Raw genomic sequence first — 20058 nt, forward strand, 5'->3', positions numbered from 1 at the left:
CCCTACCGGCCGAGCCTGCGCTCCCGCTGGGCGTAGTCGCGCAGGGCTCGCAGGAAGTCGACCCGGCGGAAGTCGGGCCAGTACGCCTCGCAGAAGTAGTACTCGCTGTGCACGGACTGCCACAGCAGGAAGCCGCCGAGGCGCTGCTCGCCGGAGGTGCGGATCACCAGGTCCGGGTCCGGCTGGCCCTTGGTGTAGAGGTGGTCGGCGATGTCGTCGACGGTCAGCGACTCGGCGACGGACTCCAGGCTCTGGCCCGCCGACGCACGCTCACGCAGCATCGACCGCACAGCGTCGGCGATCTCGTCCCGGCCGCCGTAGCCGATGGCGACGTTGACCTGCATGCCGCGCACGTCCTCGGCGCGGCCCTGGGCGGCGCGCAGCCGCTCGGCGATCGGGTCCGGCAGGAGGTCGAGAGAGCCGACGACGCGGAGCGACCACCGCCCGGTGGTCGCCAGGGTCTCCACCGCGGTGGCGATGATGTCCAGCAGGTCGGCCACCTCGACGGGGTCGCGCTGGAGGTTGTCGGTCGAGAGCATCCAGAGCGTGACGACCTCGACGCCGACCTCCTCGGACCACTCCAGGAGCTCGGTGATCTTGTCGGCGCCACGCCGGTGCCCGTGCGCGGGGGCGGTGCCCACGGCCCGCGCCCAGCGCCGGTTGCCGTCGAGGATGACGCCGACGTGCCGGGGGATGCGCTCGGGGTCCAGTGCGGCGACGAGGCGTCGCTCGTACAGCTGGTACAGCAGGTCCGGCTCTCGCATGCCGCCGCGTTGCTCCCCTCGGACGTCGTGGCGGCCCTGCGTCGCCACCTCGGCGCGGGCGCCCGGCCCTCGCTGGGGCGAGGCTACAGCGGGGCGGCCGGCCGGTGCGCGGACCGCCCAACCTACGGTACCGTAGGTTGCCGCCCGGGCCCGCCTCGCCGGCACAGCGGCACGCGGCCCGCCCCGGGGCCGCGCTCCCCCATCCTCCGGAGGCCCGCATGACCCACGCACCTGACGACTCCTCGGTCGGTCGGTCGATCGCCGCGACCGTCAAGCCACGGCTGCGCGGCTGGATCCATGCGGGCACCGCACCGGTCGCCCTGGTCGCCGGGGTCGTCCTCGTCCTCCTCGCCCCGACCACGCAGGCGCGGGTCTCCACCGCCGTGTTCGCCCTGGCGGGCGTCGTCCTGTTCGGCACCTCGGCGGTCTACCACCGCGGGACCTGGTCCCCGCGGGCGGCGGCGACGCTGCGCCGTGCGGACCACTCGAACATCTTCCTGCTCATCGCCGGGACGTACACCCCGCTGGCCGTGCTGCTGCTGGACCACTCGACCGCCACCGTCCTGCTGGTCGTCGTCTGGGTCGGCGCAACGCTGGGCATCCTGGCGAGGATCCTCTGGCTCGACGCGCCACGCTGGGTGTACGTCCCGGTCTACATGGCGCTCGGCTGGGTGGCCGTGGGGTACATGCCCGCATTCGCACGCTCGGGCGGACCGGGGATCGTGTGGCTCGTGGCGCTCGGCGGGCTCGCGTACATGCTCGGTGCCACGGCGTACGCCGCCAAGCGGCCCAACCCGAGCCCGCGCTGGTTCGGCTTCCACGAGATCTTCCACGTCGGCACCGTGATCGGCTGGGGCTGCCACTACGCGGCCGTCTCGATGGCGGCGTACCAGGCCGCCTGAACGGCCTCAGGCGGCCTGGGGCGGCCTGGGCTGTCCGACCGATCTGGTCGGGCTGCTGCCGGGCGGGCGCTGACCCGCGCCGATAGCCTCGGTCGATCACCGACCGGAGGGACCGACATGGCGGACGCCGAGAATCTGTGGAGCACCGACCCGGCGAGCGCGCTGCGGGCAGGTCCCGAGCTCGACCTGGCGACCCTCGACCGCTCCGCTACCCCCGGCTGGGAGGGCGGCAAGGGAGAGGCCCGGGCCTTCATGGCCGACCGTGGCCGGCTGCTCTCCGAGCTCCAGGAGCGCCTGTTCGCCCACGGCCGGACCGGCGGCGACAGGTCCGTCCTGCTGATCGTCCAGGGCCTCGACACCGCGGGGAAGGGTGGCATCGTCCGGCACGTCGTCGGCATGGTCGACCCGCAGGGCGTCGCGCTGCGCGCCTTCGGCGTCCCCACCGCCGCGGAGCGGCGCCACCACTACCTCTGGCGGGTGCGCCGCGCGCTCCCCCGCCCGGGCCTCATCGGCGTCTTCGACCGGTCCCACTACGAGGACGTGCTGGTGACCCGCGTCCACGGCACCCTCGACGAGGACGCCGTGCCGAGACGCTTCGACGAGATCAACCGCTTCGAACGGCAGGTCGCCGCCTCGGGCACCACCATCGTCAAGGTCGCCCTGATGGTGTCCTACGAGGAGCAGGGCCTGCGCCTCATGAAGCGCCTCGACCGGCCGGACAAGCACTGGAAGTACGACCCCGGCGACGTCGACACCCGGCAGGAGTGGGACGCGTACCAGGCCGCCTACGCCGACGTGCTCGCCCGCACCAGCACCGACGTCGCCCCCTGGCACGTGGTCCCCGCGGACAGGAAGTGGTACTCCCGCCTCGCGGTGACCGAGCTGCTCACCCAGGCACTCGTGGACCTCGACCTGGGGTGGCCCCGGCCGCGCTGGCGTCTGGACGCCCAGAAGCGCCGCCTCGCCGCCACCATGAGCGCGGAGAGCCTCCGGCAGGCCGCGGCGGACGCGGAGGACGAGCTCGCGTCGTACCGCCAGGCCGAGGCGGAGTTCGCGGCGGTGGTCGCCGAGGCGGACGCCTCGCCGTCGGACGGTCGCTCTGACCTCGCCGACGGGGGAGGCCCCACGGGCACGACGGCGGCTCCCGGAGAACGGAAGGGCGGGAACAAGGCGAGCAAGAAGCCGGCGAAGAGCAGGAACGACGGCCACAAGCGGTCCACGGACAAGGCCGAGCGGTCCACAGCCAAGACCAAGAAGTCCCCGGCCAAGAACTCGCAGAAGTCCGGGAAGAAGGACGGCGGGAGGAAGAGCGGCGGCAAGAAGGGACGCTGAGCGCTCCCACCGGTGACCCGGTCGGTCGGTGGCTCAGTCGGTCGGTGACTGCACCACGCGGCGCGCCCCGCCGTCGTCGGATCCGTGCTCCGGCCACCCCGGCCCGGCGACGTCCGGGGAGTCGATCACCGCCGTGTCGTCCCGGCCGTCCCCGCGCGCGTCGCGGTCGAGCGGCCCGTCGGGCCCGCCGTCGGCCGCCGCCTCGGCGCGCTGCCGGAGCCGTTCGTTGTGGTCGACGCGGCGCATGTGCTTGGTCATGGAGAAGAACAGCGGCACCACGGCCAGGGCGAGGAGGAAGAACCCGAGGAGGAAGCCCTCCAGCCCGGGGCTGACCTCCCACGGCTCCATCTCGGCGGGCGCCGGGGTCGGCGACTCGGTCAGGAGCACGAACGTCATGCCCCTAGCCTGCCACCCCGTGGGCTGTCCTCGACCTCGAGGCCGACGCGCGAGACCGGCAGCCCCTGGGTGACCACACCCGCGAAGAGGTCGTCCTCGATGCCGTCCGGCACGTCGATCCGCGCGCGGGCGAGCTGGAACTCCTCGTAGGGCCAGATCTCCTTCTCGACGTCGCGGGGCACCTGGAAGAAGAAGCCGTCGGGGTCGATCTGCGTGGCGTGCGCCCGGAGTGCTGCGTCGCGCTGGGGGAAGTACGCCGCGCACTCGACGCGTGCCGTCGCCTGCCGGTGGGGGCGGTTCCGGCGCGTCTCGAACCACTCCTCGAACGGGGAGGAGATCCCGCGCTCCTGCAGCGCGTGGTGCACGGCCTCGATGCGCGCGACGGAGAAGGAGATGTCGTAGTACAGCTTCTGCACCGCCCACGGCTCGCCGGCCTCGGGGTACGCCTCGGGGTCGGCCGCCGCCTCGTAGGCCGCCACGGCCACCTTGTGGGCCATGATGTGGTCCGGGTGCGGGTAGCCGCCGTTCTCGTCGTAGCACGTCATCACGTGCGGCCGGAACTCGCGGATCTGCCGCACGAGCGCGCCGACGGGCACCTCCAGCGGCTCGACCGCGAAGCAGCCCTCGGGCAGCGGCGGCAACGGGTCCCCCTCCGGCAGCCCGGAGTCGACGAAGCCCAGCCAGACGTGCTCGATGCCGAGCGCCTCGGCGGCGGCCGCCATCTCCCGACGGCGGTGGCCGGGCATGTCCCGCAGGATCTCGGGGTTCCCCTCGAGCCGGGGGTTGAGGATGTCGCCCCTCTCGCCGCCGGTGCACGTCACCACCAGCACCCTGTTGCCCTCGGCCGCGTACCTGGCGGAGGTCGCGGCCCCCTTGCTCGACTCGTCGTCGGGGTGCGCATGCACGGCCATGAGCCGCAACGCCTCGTGGGTCACCGCGTGGTCCTCCAGTGGCGCCGGGAACGGTCCCGCGCCTCGCTCGTCGTCAGTTCCAGGGACAATGGTCTCGCATCAGTGCCCGACGCGCCCAAGTCATATCGCACGCCCCGGCACCCACCACCCAGGAGGACCGTCCGTGACCGAGCCCGCAGCACCCCGACCCGCCGGGGGCGACCCGGCCGTGATGGCCGCCCGGTACGGCGGCGTGGGCTCCGGCCGGCGCGGCCTGATCCTCGCCGGAGTGGTGACGGCCCTGCTCGTGGCCGGTGGCCTGGCCGTCCAGGCGTCGAACCTCACGCGGCCCACGGTCATGGCGGAGAACGTCGGTTTCACGGTGAACGACGCGTCCAGCACCACGGTGCGGTTCAACCTCCGCACCGACCCGGGCACGACCGTCAGCTGCACGCTCGTCGCCCTGAACGAGTCCTTCACCCAGGTGGGCTTCCGCGAGGTCGAGCTCGGGCCCTTCGACGAACCGGCCACCTCGCACCAGGTGGACGTCACGACGACGGAGCTGGCCACGACGGGCAGCGTGGACGGGTGCCAGATCCTGGACGAGGGGTGACCTCGCTCCCGGGTCGCAGAACGTTGCTACCCGTGAAACTGCCGGTGACGACCGGAAAAGAGCGGCCCTGCCCCCGCTGTTTGTTATGATCCATGCTTTACCCGCCGCCCCGGAGCGGTGCACGTGGTGCGAGCGCCCGGGCGACACAGTCCCCGTTGCCTCGGCCGCTCACGCTCGCGACCGGGGCACGAACGTATGTGGAGGAGGAGCCGTGACACAGACGAGCACCACCTGGCTCACCCAGGACGCGTACAACCGGCTCAAGGCCGAGCTCGAGCACCTCACGGGCCGTGGGCGTCAGGACATCGCCGAGAAGATCGACGCCGCGCGCCAGGAGGGCGACCTCAAGGAGAACGGCGGGTATCACGCGGCCCGCGAGGAGCAGGCGAAGCAGGAGGCGCGGATCGTCCAGCTCACCGAGCTGCTCCGCAACGCCCACGTCGGCGAGCCGCCGCCGGACGACGGCATCATCGAGTCCGGCATGGTCGTCAACGCGACGATCGCGGGCCGCGAGCGCACCTTCCTGCTGGGCTCGCGCGAGGGCGCGCCCGACCTGGACATCGAGGTCTACTCGGAGTCCTCCCCGCTCGGCTCCGCGCTGGTCGGGAAGTCCGCCGGCGACACCGTGACGTACGAGGCGCCCAACGGCGCCACGATCGAGGTCAAGATCGGCGAGGTGAAGCCCTTCAAGGGCTGACCTGCCTGGCACAGACACCGTGGGCCGCCCCCGGCAGGGGCGGCCCGCGGTGTCTGCGGCTCAGGGGGCGAGGATGGTGTAGCCGGACTCGCGCAGGTTCTCGAGCACGCTCTGGCAGTGCTCGGGCCCCTTGGTCTCGAGCTCCACCGAGATCTCGACCTCGTCGACGGCCAGCCCGGCGGAGGTCCGCGTGTGCTCGACGCTCACGACGTTCCCGCCCGAGGTGGCCAGCTCCTTCAGCAGCCCGGCGAGGCTGCCCGGGGCGTCCTGGACGAGCACCCGCATCTGGAGGTAGCGCCCGGCCGCGGACATGCCGTGCCGGATAATCCGCAGCAGCACGAGCGGGTCCACGTTGCCGCCGGAGAGGACCACCACCACCGGGCCGGCGAACGCGCCCGGCTCGGCGAGGAGCGCGGCCACCCCGGCAGCGCCCGACGGCTCCACCACCAGCTTGGCGCGCTCGACCACGTGCAGCACCGCCCTGGAGAGCTGCTCCTCGCTGACCGTGCGGACCTCTCGCACGTGCTCGGCGACGAGGCGGAACGGCACCTCCCCCGGCATCCCGACGGCGATGCCGTCGGCCATGGTGTGCAGGTCCTCCAGCAGGCGCGGGTGCCCCTCGGCGAGCGAGGGCGGGTAGGCGGCCGCCGCGGCCGCCTGCACACCCACGACGTCGATCGTCGGGTCGACGCTGTGGACGGCCGCGGCGACGCCGGCGAGCAGACCGCCACCGCCGGTCGGGACGATGACCGTGCGCACGTCCGGCACCTGCTCGAGGATCTCGAGCCCGATGGTGCCCTGCCCCGCCACGATGTCGGCGTGGTCGTAGGGGTGGATGAGCACGCGCCCGGACTCGCTGACCTCGGCCGCCGCGGCCGCGAGCGCGCCGTTGAGGTTCTGCCCGACCAGGACCACCTCGGCGCCGTACTGGCGCGTCGCGGCGATCTTGGGCAGGGCCGCGTCCACGGGCATGAAGATCTTCGCCGAGATCCCGAGCAGCTGGGCCGCGAGCGCCACCCCCTGGGCGTGATTGCCGGCCGAGGCGGCGACGACCCCGCGTGTCTTCTCCTCCCCGCTCAGCCGGCTCATGCGCACGTAGGCGCCGCGGATCTTGAACGAGCCGGTGCGCTGGAGGTTCTCGGCCTTGAGATAGACCGGCGACCCGACGACGCGACCGAGCGTCGTGGACTCCTCCACCGGCGTCCGGTGCACGACGTCGGCGATGGACTCGGCGGCCGCCGTGAACGTGGCCCGGTCGAAGGCCGTCGCGCGGTCGTCGGTCCTCACCGCTCCTCCTCGGCCCGGTGGTCGGAGTCGTCGGCGTCGGCGCCCTTGTCGTCGTCGGCGATGTGCGCGTAGGCGTTGGCGATCGAGACGAACACCGCTCCGGGGGGCCCGCCGGACCGGTGCATGTCCCGGGCGAGGCTCGGGTACTTGTCGTGGCCGTAGAGGTAGAGGACGACCGTGTTGATGGTCGCGACCACCGGCACGGCGAACAGGGCGCCGAGGACCCCGGCGATTCCCGTGCCCGCCGCGACGGCGAGCAGGATGGCGACCGGGTGCAGCGAGACGGCGTTGCCCTGTAGCCAGGGCTGGAGCACGTTGCCCTCGAGCTGCTGCACGGCCAGCACGATGGCCAGCATGATCAGCGCGGTCACCAGCCCCTGGTCCACCAGGGCCACGACGACGGCGACCGCGCCGGAGATGAAGGCACCCACGATGGGGATGAAGGAGAACAGGAAGACCAGGATGCCGATCGGCAGGGCGAGCGGGACCTGCAGGATCGCGGCACCGGCGGCGATGCCGACGGCGTCAACGAACGCCACGAGGATCTGTGTACGCGCGTAGCCGCCCAGGGTCATCCAGCCGCGGATTCCGGCCTCGTTGATCCGGTCGCGCACCCCGACGGGGGTGAGGCGGACGAACCAGTGCCAGATCCGCCGGCCCTCCTTGAGGAAGAAGAACAGGCAGAAGAGTGCGATGACCGCGCCGGTGGCCACGGAGGTCACGGAGCTTGTCACCCCGACGACACCGCTGACCAGGCGGTCCGAGTTGGCCTGCAGCTGCTCGGTGATCTGGTCGAGGTAGCTCTGGATCTGTGCCTTGTCGATGCCGAGCGGGCCGTTCGCCAGCCAGTCGATGCCGTCCTGCACGGCGACGCCGACGCGATCGGCGAGCGCGCCGAACCCGTCGAGGATCGACCGGCCCGCGAGGACGAGCAGGCCGGTGACCAGGCCGACGAGGAGCAGGATCGCCGTGAGGGCGGCGAGCGCCCGAGGGAAGTGCAGGACCCGGCGCAGCCGCACGGCGACGGGCTCCAGGAGCACGGCGAGGAGCAGCGCGACGAGCACCGCGACCACGATCATCTGGAACGTGGCGACCAGGTAGCTGAGGAGCGCGACCGCCGCCGCGACGACGAGGACGCGCCAGGACCAGCCCGCCGCGACCCGCAGCGTCCGGGGGACGCCGTCGACCATGGTCGACGCCGGAGCCCCGGCAGCCGGGGATGCCGTCCCACTTAGGTCCGTCCCCGCTGGGGGCCGTAGCCCGGGGACCCGGTCCGACGGGAACCGGCCGGCGGTCACCGGGTCCGTGGCGCGCCGGATGCGGCTGCGCAGCCCGGGGCGCTCCACCTCATCGTTGCTCTGGTCAGGCATGGTCCCCGCAATCGACGTGGCACGGTAGTTTTCCTGGCTCAGCCTACGGTGCAGCTCCCCCGCGCCCGCGCCGCGGCTGTGCACGGATCCGGCGCGTCGCCGGGAAGAACGCCACCCCGCGCGGTGTTCCCACCGGTGACGCACACTCTTGGAGGAGCACGCATGTTCGGACTGGGCCGCAGGACGCAGATGGTCACCGCCGAGGAGGCCCTGCCCGGCCGCCCGACCCCCGGCTACGCGGTGCCGACCACGCACGAGGTCCTCGGCACCCCCCTGCAGGGCCCGTGGCCGGCCGGGTCGGAGGTCCTCTACGTCGCGATGGGGTGCTTCTGGGGGGCCGAGCGGATCTTCTGGCGCCTGCCCGGCGTCGTGTCGACGGCCGCTGGCTACCTCGGCGGGTTCACGCGGTACCCGACGTACGAGGAGGTGTGCACGGGCCTGACCGGGCACACCGAGGCGGTGCAGGTGGTCTACGACCCGGCGAAGACCTCTCCCGAGCTCCTGCTCAAGGCCTTCTGGGAGAACCACGACCCCACCACGGCCAACCGCCAGGGCAACGACGTCGGCACCCAGTACCGCTCCGGCATCTACTGGACGACTGCTGGCCAGGAGGCCGCGGCACGCGCCACCCGCGACGCGTTCCAGCAGGTCCTGACAGAGCACGGCCACGGCGCCATCTCCACCGAGCTGCTGCCCTTCCCCGGCGAGTTCTACTACGCCGAGGACTACCACCAGCAGTACCTCCACAAGAACCCGGGCGGGTACTGCAACCACGGGCCGAACGGGCTCACCTGCCCCGTCGGGCTGGTGCGCCAGGACCAGCTCCCCGCCCAGGTCGACGTGGCGCCGCCCGGCGACTGACACTGACCCGCCGGGCGGGCGGCTGCAGCCCGGGCGGCACCTCCGCGCCTGCCGTGCCGCGGGAAGGGGCCGGCCGGGCCGCCCGGAGGCCCGCCCCGTACGCTGGAGCCGGTAGCCCGGCACCGGTCGGGCCCCGACGAGAGGACCTCATGAGCGAGCTTCCCACCGCCACCGGCAGCTTCGGCGACAAGCCGGAGCTCAGCTTCCCCGGCTCCGCGGCACCCGAGGGCCTGCAGGTCCAGGTGCTCGAGCAGGGCTCGGGCGACACCGTGCAGGCCGGTGACACCATCGTGGTGAACTACCTCGGCCAGACGTGGGGCGGCCACGTCTTCGACAACTCCTACGACCGCGGCGACACCATCTCCTTCCCGATCGGGATGGGCGTCGTCATCGGCGGCTGGGACGACGGGCTGGTGGGCCAGCAGATCGGCTCGCGCGTGATGCTCTCGATCCCGCCGGAGCACGGTTACGGCCCGCGCGGCGTGCCGCAGGCCGGGATCAAGGGCACCGACACCCTCGTCTTCGTGGTGGACGTCGTCGGCGTGGAGTGACCCCTGGAACAGCCGGCTCAGCGCGGCAGCCACGACCCGAGGTAGGCGCGCAGCCCCGCGAGGTCGGACCCGCCGCGGTAGGCCACGTACCCGTCCGGGCGGACCAGCAGGTGCGCCGTCGCCGTCCCGGTCACGCCCAGCCGGTCCAGGACGAGGCCGTCCCGGCCGCCGTCGCCGGCGGCCGGGGCCGGTCCGCGGGAGAGTCGGTGGACGCGCAGACCGCGCCCCTCCAGCTCCCGCACCTGGGCCTCGGACCACCGTCCCGGCGGTCCGCACAGCAGCAGGTGGAAACCCTCGGCGCCGACCGCTTCATGGAGCGTGCCGCCGCCCAGGGGGGCGTCGGGCAGCCGGTCGCCGGCCCGCGGGCCCCGTCGCGGCGCGCCGGGCCCCTCGACGGCCAGCGGGCTGCGCCGGTAGGACACGGTCAGCTCGGCGACGGTGCGGAAGCCCGCCGCCCGCAGCCGGTTCAGCCGCAGCACGAGCGGTACGACGACGGGGGCGAGCCGCGCACGGGCGAGCCGCAGCGGCGCGGCGGCCGAGGTCGCCACGGTGAACGCCCGGTCGCTCAGCCGGAGCACGGCCCGGCCCACCGGCAGGCGCTCGGCCTCGTACGTGCCCAGCAGGCGGTCCGGTGACCGGCCGGCGACGACGAGGGCGAGCTTCCACCCGAGGTTGACGGCGTCCTGGATCCCGGTGTTCATGCCCTGCGCCCCGGCCGGGCTGTGGATGTGGGCGGCGTCCCCGGCCAGGAGCACCCGGCCCGCGCGGTAGCGCACGGCGCTGCGCAGGTGCAGCCGGAAGTTGGTCGTCCACACCGGGTCGCGCAGGCGGACACCGGTCACGAAGCGGGCGACGAGGCCCTGGAGCTCCTGCAGGGCGACCGTCTCGCCCGCCACGGCCTCCTGCCCCCGCGGTCGCATCGCGATCATCCGCCAGGTGGCCGGGTCCCGGAGCGGGAAGAGGAAGAGCACGCCGTCCCCGGAGACGAAGGCGTGCACCGGACCTGCCTCAAGGCCGTCCGCCTCGAGGTCGGCCAGCACGAACGTCGGCGCGTAGGGCCTCCCGCGGAACGCGATCCCGGCCTCGCGGCGCACGGTGCTGTGCGCGCCGTCGCAGCCCACGACGTAGCGGGCCCGCACGGTCTCCTCCGTGCCGTCGGCGTGGCGGAGGGAGCAGCGCACGGCCTGGCGCTCCTGGACGAGCGCCGTGAGCTCGACGCCACGCTCGGCGGCGGCGCCCCGCCGGGCGAGGTGCTCGCCGATCACCCGCTCGGTCTCGGACTGCGAGAGGAAGAGCAGGTGGGGGAAGGGCGAGTCCTTCAGCCCGAGGTCGAAGAGGCCGAGCCGGACCGTGCGCCCGCCGAGGTGCAGCCGCAGCTCGACCGCCGGGTTGCCCCGCTCGACCAGCTCCCGGGCAAGCCCGTCACGGGCCAGCACCTCCAGGGTGCGCGGCTGGATCGCCAGGGCGCGCGACTCGTGGACCCGGTCCAGCGCCTTGTCGACCAGGCGCAGGCGCACGCCCCGCACCGCCAGCTCCAGGGCGAGCGTCAGCCCGGTCGGCCCGGCGCCCACGACGAGCACGTCGAGCGGCCCAGGGTCCCGCGCCGTCCCGGCGTGCGCCATGACGTCACCTCGTCTCGGGTGCGCTCACGGTACCCACGCCACACCCCCGGCCGTGCCGGAAACCTCGGCGCGGCCTCCCCGTGGCCCGGCTCCCCGGAGAGGGCAGGTCCCCACGCGTCGACCGAACGGCGACGGCGGCCGCCCCCTGGGAGGGGACGGCCGCCGTCGCGCCGGGTCGGTCGCGTCAGTCGCTGCCGCGCAGGATGGCGAGCAGGCGCAGGAACTCGATGTAGAGCCACACCAGGGTGACCGCGAGCCCGAACGCGGCGGACCAGGCGTACCGGCCGGGAACACCCGCCTCGACGCCGCGCTTGATGGCGTCGAAGTCCATGATCAGGCAGATCGCGGCCAGGCCCACGGCGAAGACGCCGAGCAGGACGCCCAGCGGGATGCCGAACAGCGTCACGCCGGTCCGCAGGCCCCACGGGTCGTCGGAGGCGCCGGTGACCATGAGGACCACGTTGACCAGCGAGAACAGCGCGTAGCCGACGAGCGCGATCAGCACGAACCGGGTCAGCTTGGGGGTGACGCGGACGGTGCCGGACTTGAACAGGAACAGGGCGGCGACGAACGTGGCCGTCGTGCCCAGCACGGCCTGGAGGACGATGCCGCCCCACTGGGCCTCGAACACGGCGGAGATGCCGCCGAGGAACAGGCCCTCGGCCACCGCGTAGGCCATGATCAGCGCCGGGGAGGGCTCACGCTTGAAGGCGTTGACCAGCCCCAGGACCAGCCCGACGATGGCGCCGCCGAACGTCAGGAGCATGTTGGCGTCCATGACGAGCCAGTTGAAGGCCGCCGCGACCACGATGACGCCCAGGACGAGCCCGGTCTTGACGATGACGTCGTCGTAGGTCATCCGGCCGGTGTCCGCGGGGGCGGCGGGCGGCTGACGGTAGGCGTGCTCGAGGTCGTTGACCTGGCCGGGCTGGTAGGCCTGCCCCGGCTGGTAGGCGCCGTAGCCGGCACCGGGCTGGGCGGGCTGGCCGTAGCCCTGCGGCGCGTGGCCGCCCTGGGGGGCGTAACCGGTGCCGCTCTGGGGGGCGTAGCCCGGGTAGGTCGGGTAGCCGTTCGGGGTCCGCTGGGCGTTGGCGCCGAAGTACGGACTCTTCTCGAAGACGGGATTGCTCACGTAGTGCCTCCTGGTCGCGGCAACCGGGTTCCGCGTGTTCGGACCCCGGACCAAAGTCGCTGGCCTGTGCTCCATCGTACGGGCCGGACGGGCCCGAAGGTGCGCGATGCTGCTGACGGTACAACGGGACGCGGCTCGTCCATGTTCCCGGCCCACCTGCGACGTCGCCGCCCGCGCCTCGGTCCGGAGGACCGCCCCGGGCCTCCCCCGTCTCGTCCTCAGGGACGAGATTCTCCCCGCGACGGCGGAGCTGCGGTGCCCGCGAGAATCAGCCCAGCCGTCGATCCGCCCGCGTGCCGGGCCCCCTAGCGTGGTCATCAGCACGCAGGCCTGCCGCGAACGGCACCGCCGACCGGCTCCCACCCAGAAGGGCACGTCATGATCGAGGCGCACGACCTCACCAAGCGCTACGGCAGCAAGACCGCCGTCGACCACCTGAGCTTCACCATCCAGCCGGGCACCGTCACCGGGTTCCTTGGCCCGAACGGGGCCGGCAAGTCCACGACGATGCGCATGATCGTCGGCCTGGACCGGCCGACGTCGGGCACGGTGACCGTCAACGGCAGGCCGTACACGAAGCACCGTTCGCCGCTGAAGGAGGTCGGGGTGCTGCTGGACGCCAAGGCGGTCCACCCAGGGCGCAGCGCCCGGTCGCACCTGCGCACCATGGCCGCCACCCACGGCATCCCCACCCGGCGGGTGGACGAGGTCATCGAGATGACCGGCCTGGCCGGCGTCGCGGGCAAGCGGGTCGGCGGGTTCTCCCTCGGCATGGGCCAGCGGCTCGGCATCGCCTCCGCCCTGCTCGGCGACCCCCGCACGCTCATCCTCGACGAGCCGGTCAACGGCCTCGACCCCGAGGGCGTGAAGTGGGTCCGCACCCTGGTGCGCTACCTCGCCGGCGAGGGCCGCACCGTCTTCCTCTCCTCGCACCTGATGTCGGAGATGGCGCAGACCGCCGACCAGCTCCTGGTCATCGGCCGCGGCCGGATCATCACCGCGGGCCCCGTCCAGGAGGTCATCGACTCCGTCACCGGCACCACGGTCCACGTGCGCTCCCCGCAGGCGGCCGCGCTCGCCGAACGGCTGCGCGCCGCCGGCGCGACCGTCTCCTCCGCCGAGGCCGGCGCGCTCGCCCTGCAGGGCGTCACCGCCGAGCAGGTCGGCGAGACCGCAGCGGCGCACGGCATCGTGCTCCACGAGCTCACGCCGCAGCGGGCCAGCCTCGAGGAGGCCTACATGAACCTCACCCAGGACGCGGTGGAGTACCGCTCCGACGCCCAGTCCGCCCCGATCCGCCCCGCCGTCGGGCAGGAGGCCCTCAAGTGAGCACCACGACCACGACCACCACCCCCGCCGCCCCCGCCCGTCCCCAGTCCCACCGCCCGGCGGTGGACGCCCGCCTGACCTTCGCCGGAGTCATGCGCGGCGAGTGGATCAAGCTCCTCTCGCTCCGCTCGACCTGGTGGACCCTGGGCATCACCGTCGCCGTCATGGCGCTGCTGGCCCTCGCCCAGGCGTCGTCGGTGCGGTTCCTGCTCGACCCCCCGATGTCCGTGCCCGTCGAGGAGCTGCACGGCGCCGAGTTCGTCATCGGCGGCTACCAGTTCGGCCTGGTGACCGTCGCCGTCCTCGGCGTCCTGCTGATCACCGGCGAGTACTCGACCGGCATGATCCGCTCCACCCTCGCCGCGGTGCCGGGCCGGCTGCCCGTGCTCGCGGCCAAGGCGCTCGCCCTGGTCGTCGTCACCGCGGCCGTCAGCGTCGTCAGCCTCGCCGCCGCGTACCTGGTGACGATGCCGCTGCTCTCCGACCACGACCTCGTGCCGGCCCTGGACGACTCCCTCACCTGGCAGGCGTTCGGCGGCATGGCCTACTTCTTCGTCGCCACCGCGCTCACCGCCCTCGGCCTCGGGGCCGTGCTCCGCCACACCGCCGGCACCATCACCGCGGTGCTCGGCCTGCTGCTCCTGCTGCCGATGATCCTCCAGTTCATCAACATCGACTGGGTCCAGGACGTCATGACGTACCTGCCTCTGCCGGCCGCCACGGCGTTCCTGGGCATCAGCGGGTTCTTCGGCTCCAACGAGAACCTCACCGCGTGGCAGGGCGTCGCCGTGGTCGGCGCGTACGCCGTCGTCGCCCTCGCCGCGGGCGCCTGGTCGCTGAAGCGCCGGGACGCCTGATCACCGTGTCCCCCGACCGCGGACGTGCGCCGCAGGTCCCGCCTGCGGCGCACGTCGGCGCGCCCGGGGGCCCCGTTCCACCGGTCGCGCCGGCGCCTGCCGCCGCGACGCTCGACGAGGCCTCGGTGCGGCGCGCCGGCCCGGTCCGCCGCTTCGTCCTGGGCCACCCGCGGGCCGTCGACGCGATCGTGGTCGCCGTCTTCCTCGTCCCCGCGGTCCTGGGCGAGCTCGCCCCCGAGGTCCTGGCCGACGGCGCACGCGGCCCCGCCGAGCGGGCGACGGTCGCCGCCGTCGTCCTGCTGACCGCCCTCGCCCTGTGGTGGCGCCGCAGCGCGCCCGTCCGGGTGCTCACCGCGACCACGGCGCTGCTCGCCCTCTCGCTCGCGGTCACCCGGGACACCACCACCGTCGAGGTCGCCGCGGTCCTGGCCCTCTACGCCGTCGCCGCGTACCGCCCCGCCTCCACCGCGTGGGGCTGTCTGGCTCTGCTCAACGTGGTCTCGGGCGCCTCCCTCCTGCTGTGGATGGACGTCACCCAGGAGACCGCGGTGCTCACCACCACCACCCCGCACTCCGAGACGGTGCAGGAGGTCAGCCAGCTCCAGGCGCTCGTCGTCCTGCAGATCACGGTGCTGGTGCTCTCCGTCGTCGCGGTGGCGCTCGGCACCGGAGCCCGCGGCCGCCGGCTGCACGTCGAGAGCCTGCTCGAGCGGACCCGTCAGCTCGTGCTCGAGCGGGACCAGCGCGAGCAGCTCGCCGTCTCCGCCGAGCGCACGCGGATCGCCCGCGAGATGCACGACGTCGTCGCCCACTCCCTGTCCGTGATGATCACCCTGGCCGACGGCGCCTCCGCGGCGATGACCCGGCGGCCCGACCTGGCCCGCGAGGCCCTGGAGCAGCTCGCCGAGACCGGCCGCTCCGCGCTCGCCGACACGCGGCGCATGGTCGGGGTGCTGCGCGAGGACTCGCCCGCCCCGGCCCCCGGCCCGGCACCAGGCCCGGCCGACGGCAGCCTCGGCGGCGATGTCGCCCCGCTGGCGCCGCAGCCGGCCGCCCACGACCTCGCCGACCTCGTCGAGCGCTTCCGGGTGACCGGGCTGCCCGTGCGGCTCACCGAGTCGGGCCCGCCCCTGCCCGAGGACGCCGGGCTGCAGCTGGCCGTCTACCGCATCGTCCAGGAGTGCCTGACCAACGTGCTGCGGTACGCCCGGCTCAGCCCCCGGATCGACGTGACGGTCGAACGGCTCGACGGCCGCGTCGTCGTCACCGTGGACAATGACTCCGGGACGGCCGGCGACGCCATGGTCGGCAGCGGCCGCGGCCTCATCGGCATCCGCGAGCGGGCGGCCGTGTACGACGGGCACGTGGAGGCGGGGCCGACGCCGACGGGCTGGCGGGTCCGGGCCGAGCTGGGCTGGAACTGGGAGGGACGAGGGTGAGCGTTCGGGTGCTGCTGGCGGACGACCAGTCGCTGCTGCGCATGGGTTTCCGCATGGTCCTGGAGGCCGAGGAGGACCTGGAGGTGGTCGGGGAGGCCGCTGACGGGGCGTCGGCCGTCCGGATGGTCGCGGCCCTCTCCCCCGACGTGGTGCTGATGGACGTGCGCATGCCCGGCCTGAACGGGCTGGAGGCGACCGAGCGGATCGTCGCCGAGCACCCCGCCTCGAAGGTGCTCATCCTGACCACCTTCGACGTCGACGAGTACGCCTTCGCCGGGCTGCGCGCCGGGGCGAGCGGGTTCCTGCTCAAGGACACCCGGCCGGCCGACCTGGTCCACGCGATCCGGTCCGTCGCCCACGGCGACGCCGTCGTGTCCCCGCGGATCACCCGCCGCATGCTCGAGCTCTTCGGGCAGCACCTGCCGGCCGGGGCCGAGGACGGCGCCGCCGACGGCCGCGACCCGCGACTCACCCGGCTCACCGCCCGCGAGCTCGAGGTGCTCGGGCTCGTCGCGGAGGGTCTGTCGAACGCGGAGATCGCCGCGCGCCTCGTGGTCTCCGAGACCACGGTGAAGACGCACGTGGGCAACGTGCTCGGCAAGCTCGAGCTGCGTGACCGGGTCCAGGCCGTCGTGCTGGCCTACGAGACCGGGCTGGTGCGGCCGGGCTGAGCCGGCCGGGCACGACGAGGGGGCGCCGACCTGACGGTCGGCGCCCCCTCGTCATCACTGCCCCGGAGGGCTACTTCTTGGCGGCGTCCGCGTCCGCGATCTTCGCGCCGGCGGCGGCGGGGGCCACACCGGGGGCGGCGGGCCTGTTGTCCGACGCGGCGGCAGCCTCCCACGCGGCCCGCGGGTTCTGCAGGGCGCCGAGGGAGACGAGCTCGCGGCGGAAGAACAGCGCCTCGGTCCAGTCCGCGAGGATGCGGACCTTGCGCTCGAAGGACGGCATCGCGAGCACGTGGTAGCTGCGGTGCATGAACCAGGCGAGCGGGCCGCGGAACTTGAAGCCCATGATCTGCGCGACGCCCTTGTACAGGCCGAGCGAGGCCACGGTCCCGATGTTCTCGTGGCGGTACTCCTCGGGCTCCTCCCCGCGCAGCACCCGGGCGAGGTTCTCCCCCAGCTGCTTGCCCTGGCGCACGGCGTGCTGCGCGGTGGGCGCGGTGGTCGCGGCGGGGTCCGAGGAGGTCAGGTCCGGCACCGCGGCGTTGTCGCCGGCGGCCCAGGCGCCCTCGACGACGGTCCCGTCCTCGTTCACCACCTGCAGCGAGGCGTTGGTGCGCACCCGGCCGCGGGCGTCGAGCGGGAGGTCCGTGTTCGCGAGCACCGGGTTGGCCTTGACCCCGGCGGTCCACACGATGGTGTCGGCCTCGAACTTCTCGCCCGTGGACAGCTCCACGACGCCGTCGACGCAGGAGTTGAGGAAGGTGTTGAGGTGGATCTCGACGCCGCGCTCGCGCAGCTGCTCGATGGCGTAGCCGCCCAGCTCCTCGCCCAGCTCGGGGAGGATGCGCCCGGCGCCCTCGACGACGACGAAGCGCAGGTCCTCGGCCTCGATCGAGTCGTACTCCTTGGTGGCCGTGCGGGCCATGTCCTCGACCTCGCCGATCGCCTCGATGCCGGCGAACCCGCCGCCGACGAAGACGAACGTGAGCATCCGGCGCCGCTTCTCGGCGTCCCAGGTGGAGGCGGCCTCGGCGAGCTTGTTGAGGACGCGGTTGCGCAGCGCGGTGGCCTCCTCGATGTGCTTGAAGCCGATGGCGTTCTCGGCCAGCCCGGGGATCGGCAGCGTGCGGGCGACGGAACCGAGGCCGACGACGAGGTGGTCGTACGTGACCTCGTACGCGGGGTCGTCGTTGACGGGCTGGATGACCGCCTTGCGCTCGGCGTGCCGGATCTCGGTGATGGAGCCGGTCAGCACGCTGGTGCCCTTGAGCTCGCGGCGCAGCGACGTCACCACGTGGCGCGGCTCGATGGAGCCGGCCGCCGCCTCGGGCAGGAACGGCTGGTAGGTCATGTAGGGACGCGGGTCGACGACGGCGATCTCGGCGTCCTGGCGACCCAGGTGCTTGCGCAGCGTCGTGGCCGTGTAGAGGCCGATGTAGCCGCCGCCGGCGACGAGGATGCGGGGGGTGCGGCCGCCGTGGAGGACGGGCCGCACGGACTCCTCCCCACGTGCCTGCAGGGACTTCGCAGCAAGGGCACCGGCGCCCGCGAGGGCGGCCACCGAGCTGCTGACGGCGAGGGAACGCAGGAAGGATGCCATGCCTTCCATCGTAAGAGCCGTACTGCCGGGGAGCCTCCCCGGGCGGGGACCTTTGTCCCGTGATAACGACCACGTCGGTGCCCGGGGCACCCCTGATCCGTCCAACGAGCGGCGGGCCGCCGAGGTTCCGGGGCGGGTCGGGCAGGATGGGGCCCGACGCCCCCATAGCCCAACTGGCAGAGGCAGCCGGCTTAAACCCGGCCCAGTACGGGTTCGAATCCCGTTGGGGGCACGGAGGGGTCCCGTCGGGGCACGAGAGGTGCCCGACGGGGCCTGTTGGGGGCCCGACGGTCCCGTCGGGGCACGAGGGGCGCCCCGCCGCGCCCGCCGGGTCGCGCGCGGCCGACGGGGCCGGGGCTCCGCCGTCGGCACCCCCGCGGCCGCGGCAACTGGCGGCAACACGGCGGTGGGCCCGGCGCCGCGCCCTATCGTGGCCAGATCGAGGCCGGTCGACGCTGCCCACGCGTGCCCGGCGAGCCAGCGCAGGGAGTACGCACGACGATGAGCAGAACGACAGACAGGGCGCGCCGCGGGATCCTCAGCACCTACCGCCACAAGCTGGAGAACGAGACCTTCGCGGGAATGGTGCTCCTCGCCGGCGCGGTCGTGGCGCTCGTCTGGGCCAACTCGCCGTGGCGCGAGAGCTACCAGGCGCTGTCCGGGTACGTCGTGGGCCCCGAGGCGCTCCACCTCGCGCTGCCCGTGTCGGGCTGGGCGGCGGACGGGCTGCTGGCGATCTTCTTCTTCGTGGTCGGGCTCGAGCTCAAGACCGAGTTCGTCACCGGCGCGCTGCGCGACGTCAAGCTTGCGCTGGTGCCGATCCTCGCGGCCGTCTTCGGGATGGTCGGCCCCGCCGCCGTCTACACGGCGATCCAGGCCTTCTCCGGTTCCGGGCGGTACGAGGGCTGGGCCATCCCGGTCGCGACCGACATCGCGTTCGCCGTCGCCGTCCTGGGCATCTTCGGCCGTGGTCTCCCGCCCGCGGTGCGCACGTTCCTGCTGACCCTGGCCGTCGTCGACGACCTGCTGGGCATCACCGTGATCGCGATCTTCTACACGGAGGAGATCCACGTCGTCGCCCTGCTCGGCTCCCTGGCCCTGGTCGCCCTGTTCGGGGTGCTCGTCAACCGGCGCATCACGTCGTGGTGGCTGCTCGTCCCGATCGCGGTGGTGGCGTGGGCGCTCATGCACGCCTCCGGGGTGCACGCCACGATCTCCGGCGTGCTGATGGGGCTCACGGTGCCGGCGCTGGCCCGGCACGGCGAGCACGGCGCCATGACGCACCGGTTCGTCGAGCGCATCCAGCCGTGGTCCGCGGGGCTGGTCCTGCCGGTCTTCGCCTTCTTCGCCGCCGGCGTCTCGGTGGTCGACTCCGGTGGCCTCGGCGGGATGCTGGCCGACCCGGTGGCGGTGGGCGTCTACCTCGCGCTCCCTCTCGGCAAGCTGCTGGGCATCTGGGGCGGTGTCGCCCTCCTGACGAAGCTCACCCGGCTGCGGCTGGGGAGCGGCATCGACCTCGCGGACATCTTCCCGGTGGCGATGGTCGCCGGGATCGGCTTCACCGTGTCGCTGCTCATCGCGAGCCTGTCCTTCGACGCCTCCGACCCCGCCTCGGCCCACGCCCGCGTCGCCGTGCTGCTGGGCTCGCTGATCGCCGCCGTGCTCGGTGCGGTGCTGCTCCGCCTGCGGGCCGCCGTGCGCGTCCGCGGGCGCGCCGCGCACCCGCGCGCCCGCCGCTGACGCAGCCG

General features: G+C 73.5%; 19 protein-coding genes and 1 tRNA gene. 12 read left to right on the forward strand and 8 right to left on the reverse strand.

Annotation, left to right across the window (positions count from 1 at the left end; all coding sequences use genetic code 11):
* Positions 1–2: 2 nt before the first annotated feature.
* A complete protein-coding gene (locus tag KZX45_RS10485; RefSeq protein WP_248257679.1) occupies positions 3–764 on the reverse strand; it encodes an isoprenyl transferase in 762 nt (253 codons plus the stop codon).
* A 218-nt stretch (positions 765–982) separates the two neighbouring features.
* On the opposite strand from KZX45_RS10485, the gene KZX45_RS10490 reads away from it, so the two are divergent.
* Entirely contained in the window at positions 983–1666 is a 684-nt protein-coding gene (locus KZX45_RS10490) for a hemolysin III family protein (RefSeq protein ID WP_248257680.1), read from the forward strand.
* Positions 1667–1783: 117 nt separating this feature from the next.
* Complete coding sequence (locus KZX45_RS10495; RefSeq protein WP_308221727.1) at positions 1784–2998, forward strand: PPK2 family polyphosphate kinase; 1215 nt, start codon at positions 1784–1786, stop codon at positions 2996–2998.
* Between the two features lie 33 nt (positions 2999–3031).
* Here KZX45_RS10495 and KZX45_RS10500 read toward each other — a convergent pair whose 3' ends face one another.
* Together KZX45_RS10500 and mca are read right to left on the reverse strand one after the other, a co-directional pair.
* A complete protein-coding gene (locus KZX45_RS10500) occupies positions 3032–3394 on the reverse strand; it encodes a hypothetical protein (protein WP_248257681.1) in 363 nt (120 codons plus the stop codon).
* Positions 3391–4305, reverse strand: a complete 915-nt coding sequence (mca, locus tag KZX45_RS10505; RefSeq protein ID WP_248257825.1) for a mycothiol conjugate amidase Mca — start codon at positions 4303–4305, stop codon at positions 3391–3393. The genes KZX45_RS10500 and mca overlap by 4 nt, the downstream gene beginning before the upstream one ends.
* 163 nt (positions 4306–4468) lie before the next feature.
* Between mca and KZX45_RS10510 the strand changes: the two genes are divergently transcribed.
* Together KZX45_RS10510 and greA are read left to right on the forward strand one after the other, a co-directional pair.
* Positions 4469–4897, forward strand: a complete 429-nt coding sequence (locus KZX45_RS10510; RefSeq protein ID WP_248257682.1) for a DUF4307 domain-containing protein — start codon at positions 4469–4471, stop codon at positions 4895–4897.
* Positions 4898–5108: 211 nt separating this feature from the next.
* Entirely contained in the window at positions 5109–5594 is a 486-nt protein-coding gene (gene greA, locus KZX45_RS10515) for a transcription elongation factor GreA (RefSeq protein ID WP_248257683.1), read from the forward strand.
* Positions 5595–5654: 60 nt separating this feature from the next.
* Here greA and ilvA read toward each other — a convergent pair whose 3' ends face one another.
* On the reverse strand, positions 5655–6881 hold the full coding sequence (ilvA, locus tag KZX45_RS10520; RefSeq protein ID WP_248257684.1) for a threonine ammonia-lyase: 1227 nt from the start codon (positions 6879–6881) through the stop codon (positions 5655–5657).
* Positions 6878–8071, reverse strand: a complete 1194-nt coding sequence (locus KZX45_RS10525; protein ID WP_248257685.1) for an AI-2E family transporter — start codon at positions 8069–8071, stop codon at positions 6878–6880. The genes ilvA and KZX45_RS10525 overlap by 4 nt, the downstream gene beginning before the upstream one ends.
* Before the next feature lie 342 nt (positions 8072–8413).
* Between KZX45_RS10525 and msrA the strand changes: the two genes are divergently transcribed.
* Positions 8414–9112, forward strand: a complete 699-nt coding sequence (msrA, locus tag KZX45_RS10530; protein WP_248257686.1) for a peptide-methionine (S)-S-oxide reductase MsrA — start codon at positions 8414–8416, stop codon at positions 9110–9112.
* 149 nt (positions 9113–9261) lie between these two features.
* Positions 9262–9663: an FKBP-type peptidyl-prolyl cis-trans isomerase gene (locus tag KZX45_RS10535; RefSeq protein WP_248257687.1), complete on the forward strand. Its 402-nt coding sequence runs from the start codon at positions 9262–9264 to the stop codon at positions 9661–9663.
* A gap of 17 nt (positions 9664–9680) precedes the next feature.
* On the opposite strand, the gene KZX45_RS10540 is transcribed toward KZX45_RS10535, so the two are convergent.
* Together KZX45_RS10540 and KZX45_RS10545 are read right to left on the reverse strand one after the other, a co-directional pair.
* A complete protein-coding gene (locus KZX45_RS10540; RefSeq protein ID WP_248257688.1) occupies positions 9681–11285 on the reverse strand; it encodes an FAD-dependent monooxygenase in 1605 nt (534 codons plus the stop codon).
* A gap of 184 nt (positions 11286–11469) precedes the next feature.
* Positions 11470–12417: a Bax inhibitor-1/YccA family protein gene (locus tag KZX45_RS10545; RefSeq protein ID WP_248257689.1), complete on the reverse strand. Its 948-nt coding sequence runs from the start codon at positions 12415–12417 to the stop codon at positions 11470–11472.
* 378 nt (positions 12418–12795) lie between these two features.
* Here KZX45_RS10545 and KZX45_RS10550 point away from each other — a divergent pair, with 378 nt between their 5' ends.
* The 4 genes from KZX45_RS10550 to KZX45_RS10565 all read left to right on the forward strand — a co-directional run bounded on the left by KZX45_RS10550 (position 12796) and on the right by KZX45_RS10565 (position 16713).
* Positions 12796–13746: an ABC transporter ATP-binding protein gene (locus KZX45_RS10550; protein ID WP_248257690.1), complete on the forward strand. Its 951-nt coding sequence runs from the start codon at positions 12796–12798 to the stop codon at positions 13744–13746.
* Positions 13743–14603, forward strand: coding sequence for an ABC transporter permease subunit (locus KZX45_RS10555; RefSeq protein WP_248257691.1), 861 nt, complete (start codon positions 13743–13745; stop codon positions 14601–14603). The genes KZX45_RS10550 and KZX45_RS10555 overlap by 4 nt, the downstream gene beginning before the upstream one ends.
* A gap of 125 nt (positions 14604–14728) precedes the next feature.
* Complete coding sequence (locus KZX45_RS10560) at positions 14729–16042, forward strand: histidine kinase (RefSeq protein ID WP_248257692.1); 1314 nt, start codon at positions 14729–14731, stop codon at positions 16040–16042.
* Positions 16039–16713 carry a response regulator transcription factor gene (locus KZX45_RS10565; protein WP_308221728.1) on the forward strand — a complete coding sequence of 225 codons (675 nt, stop codon included), beginning with the start codon at positions 16039–16041 and terminating at the stop codon, positions 16711–16713. Before KZX45_RS10560 ends, KZX45_RS10565 begins: the two co-directional genes overlap by 4 nt.
* Before the next feature lie 70 nt (positions 16714–16783).
* On the opposite strand, the gene KZX45_RS10570 is transcribed toward KZX45_RS10565, so the two are convergent.
* Positions 16784–18310: an NAD(P)/FAD-dependent oxidoreductase gene (locus tag KZX45_RS10570; RefSeq protein ID WP_248257693.1), complete on the reverse strand. Its 1527-nt coding sequence runs from the start codon at positions 18308–18310 to the stop codon at positions 16784–16786.
* Positions 18311–18468: 158 nt separating this feature from the next.
* Here KZX45_RS10570 and KZX45_RS10575 point away from each other — a divergent pair.
* Together KZX45_RS10575 and nhaA are read left to right on the forward strand one after the other, a co-directional pair.
* Positions 18469–18542: transfer RNA gene (locus tag KZX45_RS10575), tRNA-Leu, on the forward strand.
* 269 nt (positions 18543–18811) lie between these two features.
* The gene (nhaA, locus tag KZX45_RS10580; protein WP_248257694.1) at positions 18812–20050 is read left to right on the forward strand and encodes a Na+/H+ antiporter NhaA; all 1239 of its coding nucleotides are present in this window, start codon (positions 18812–18814) and stop codon (positions 20048–20050) included.
* Positions 20051–20058 lie beyond the last annotated feature (8 nt).

Source organism: Georgenia sp. EYE_87 (genome assembly GCF_023148685.1).
Lineage (GTDB): Bacteria > Actinomycetota > Actinomycetes > Actinomycetales > Actinomycetaceae > Georgenia.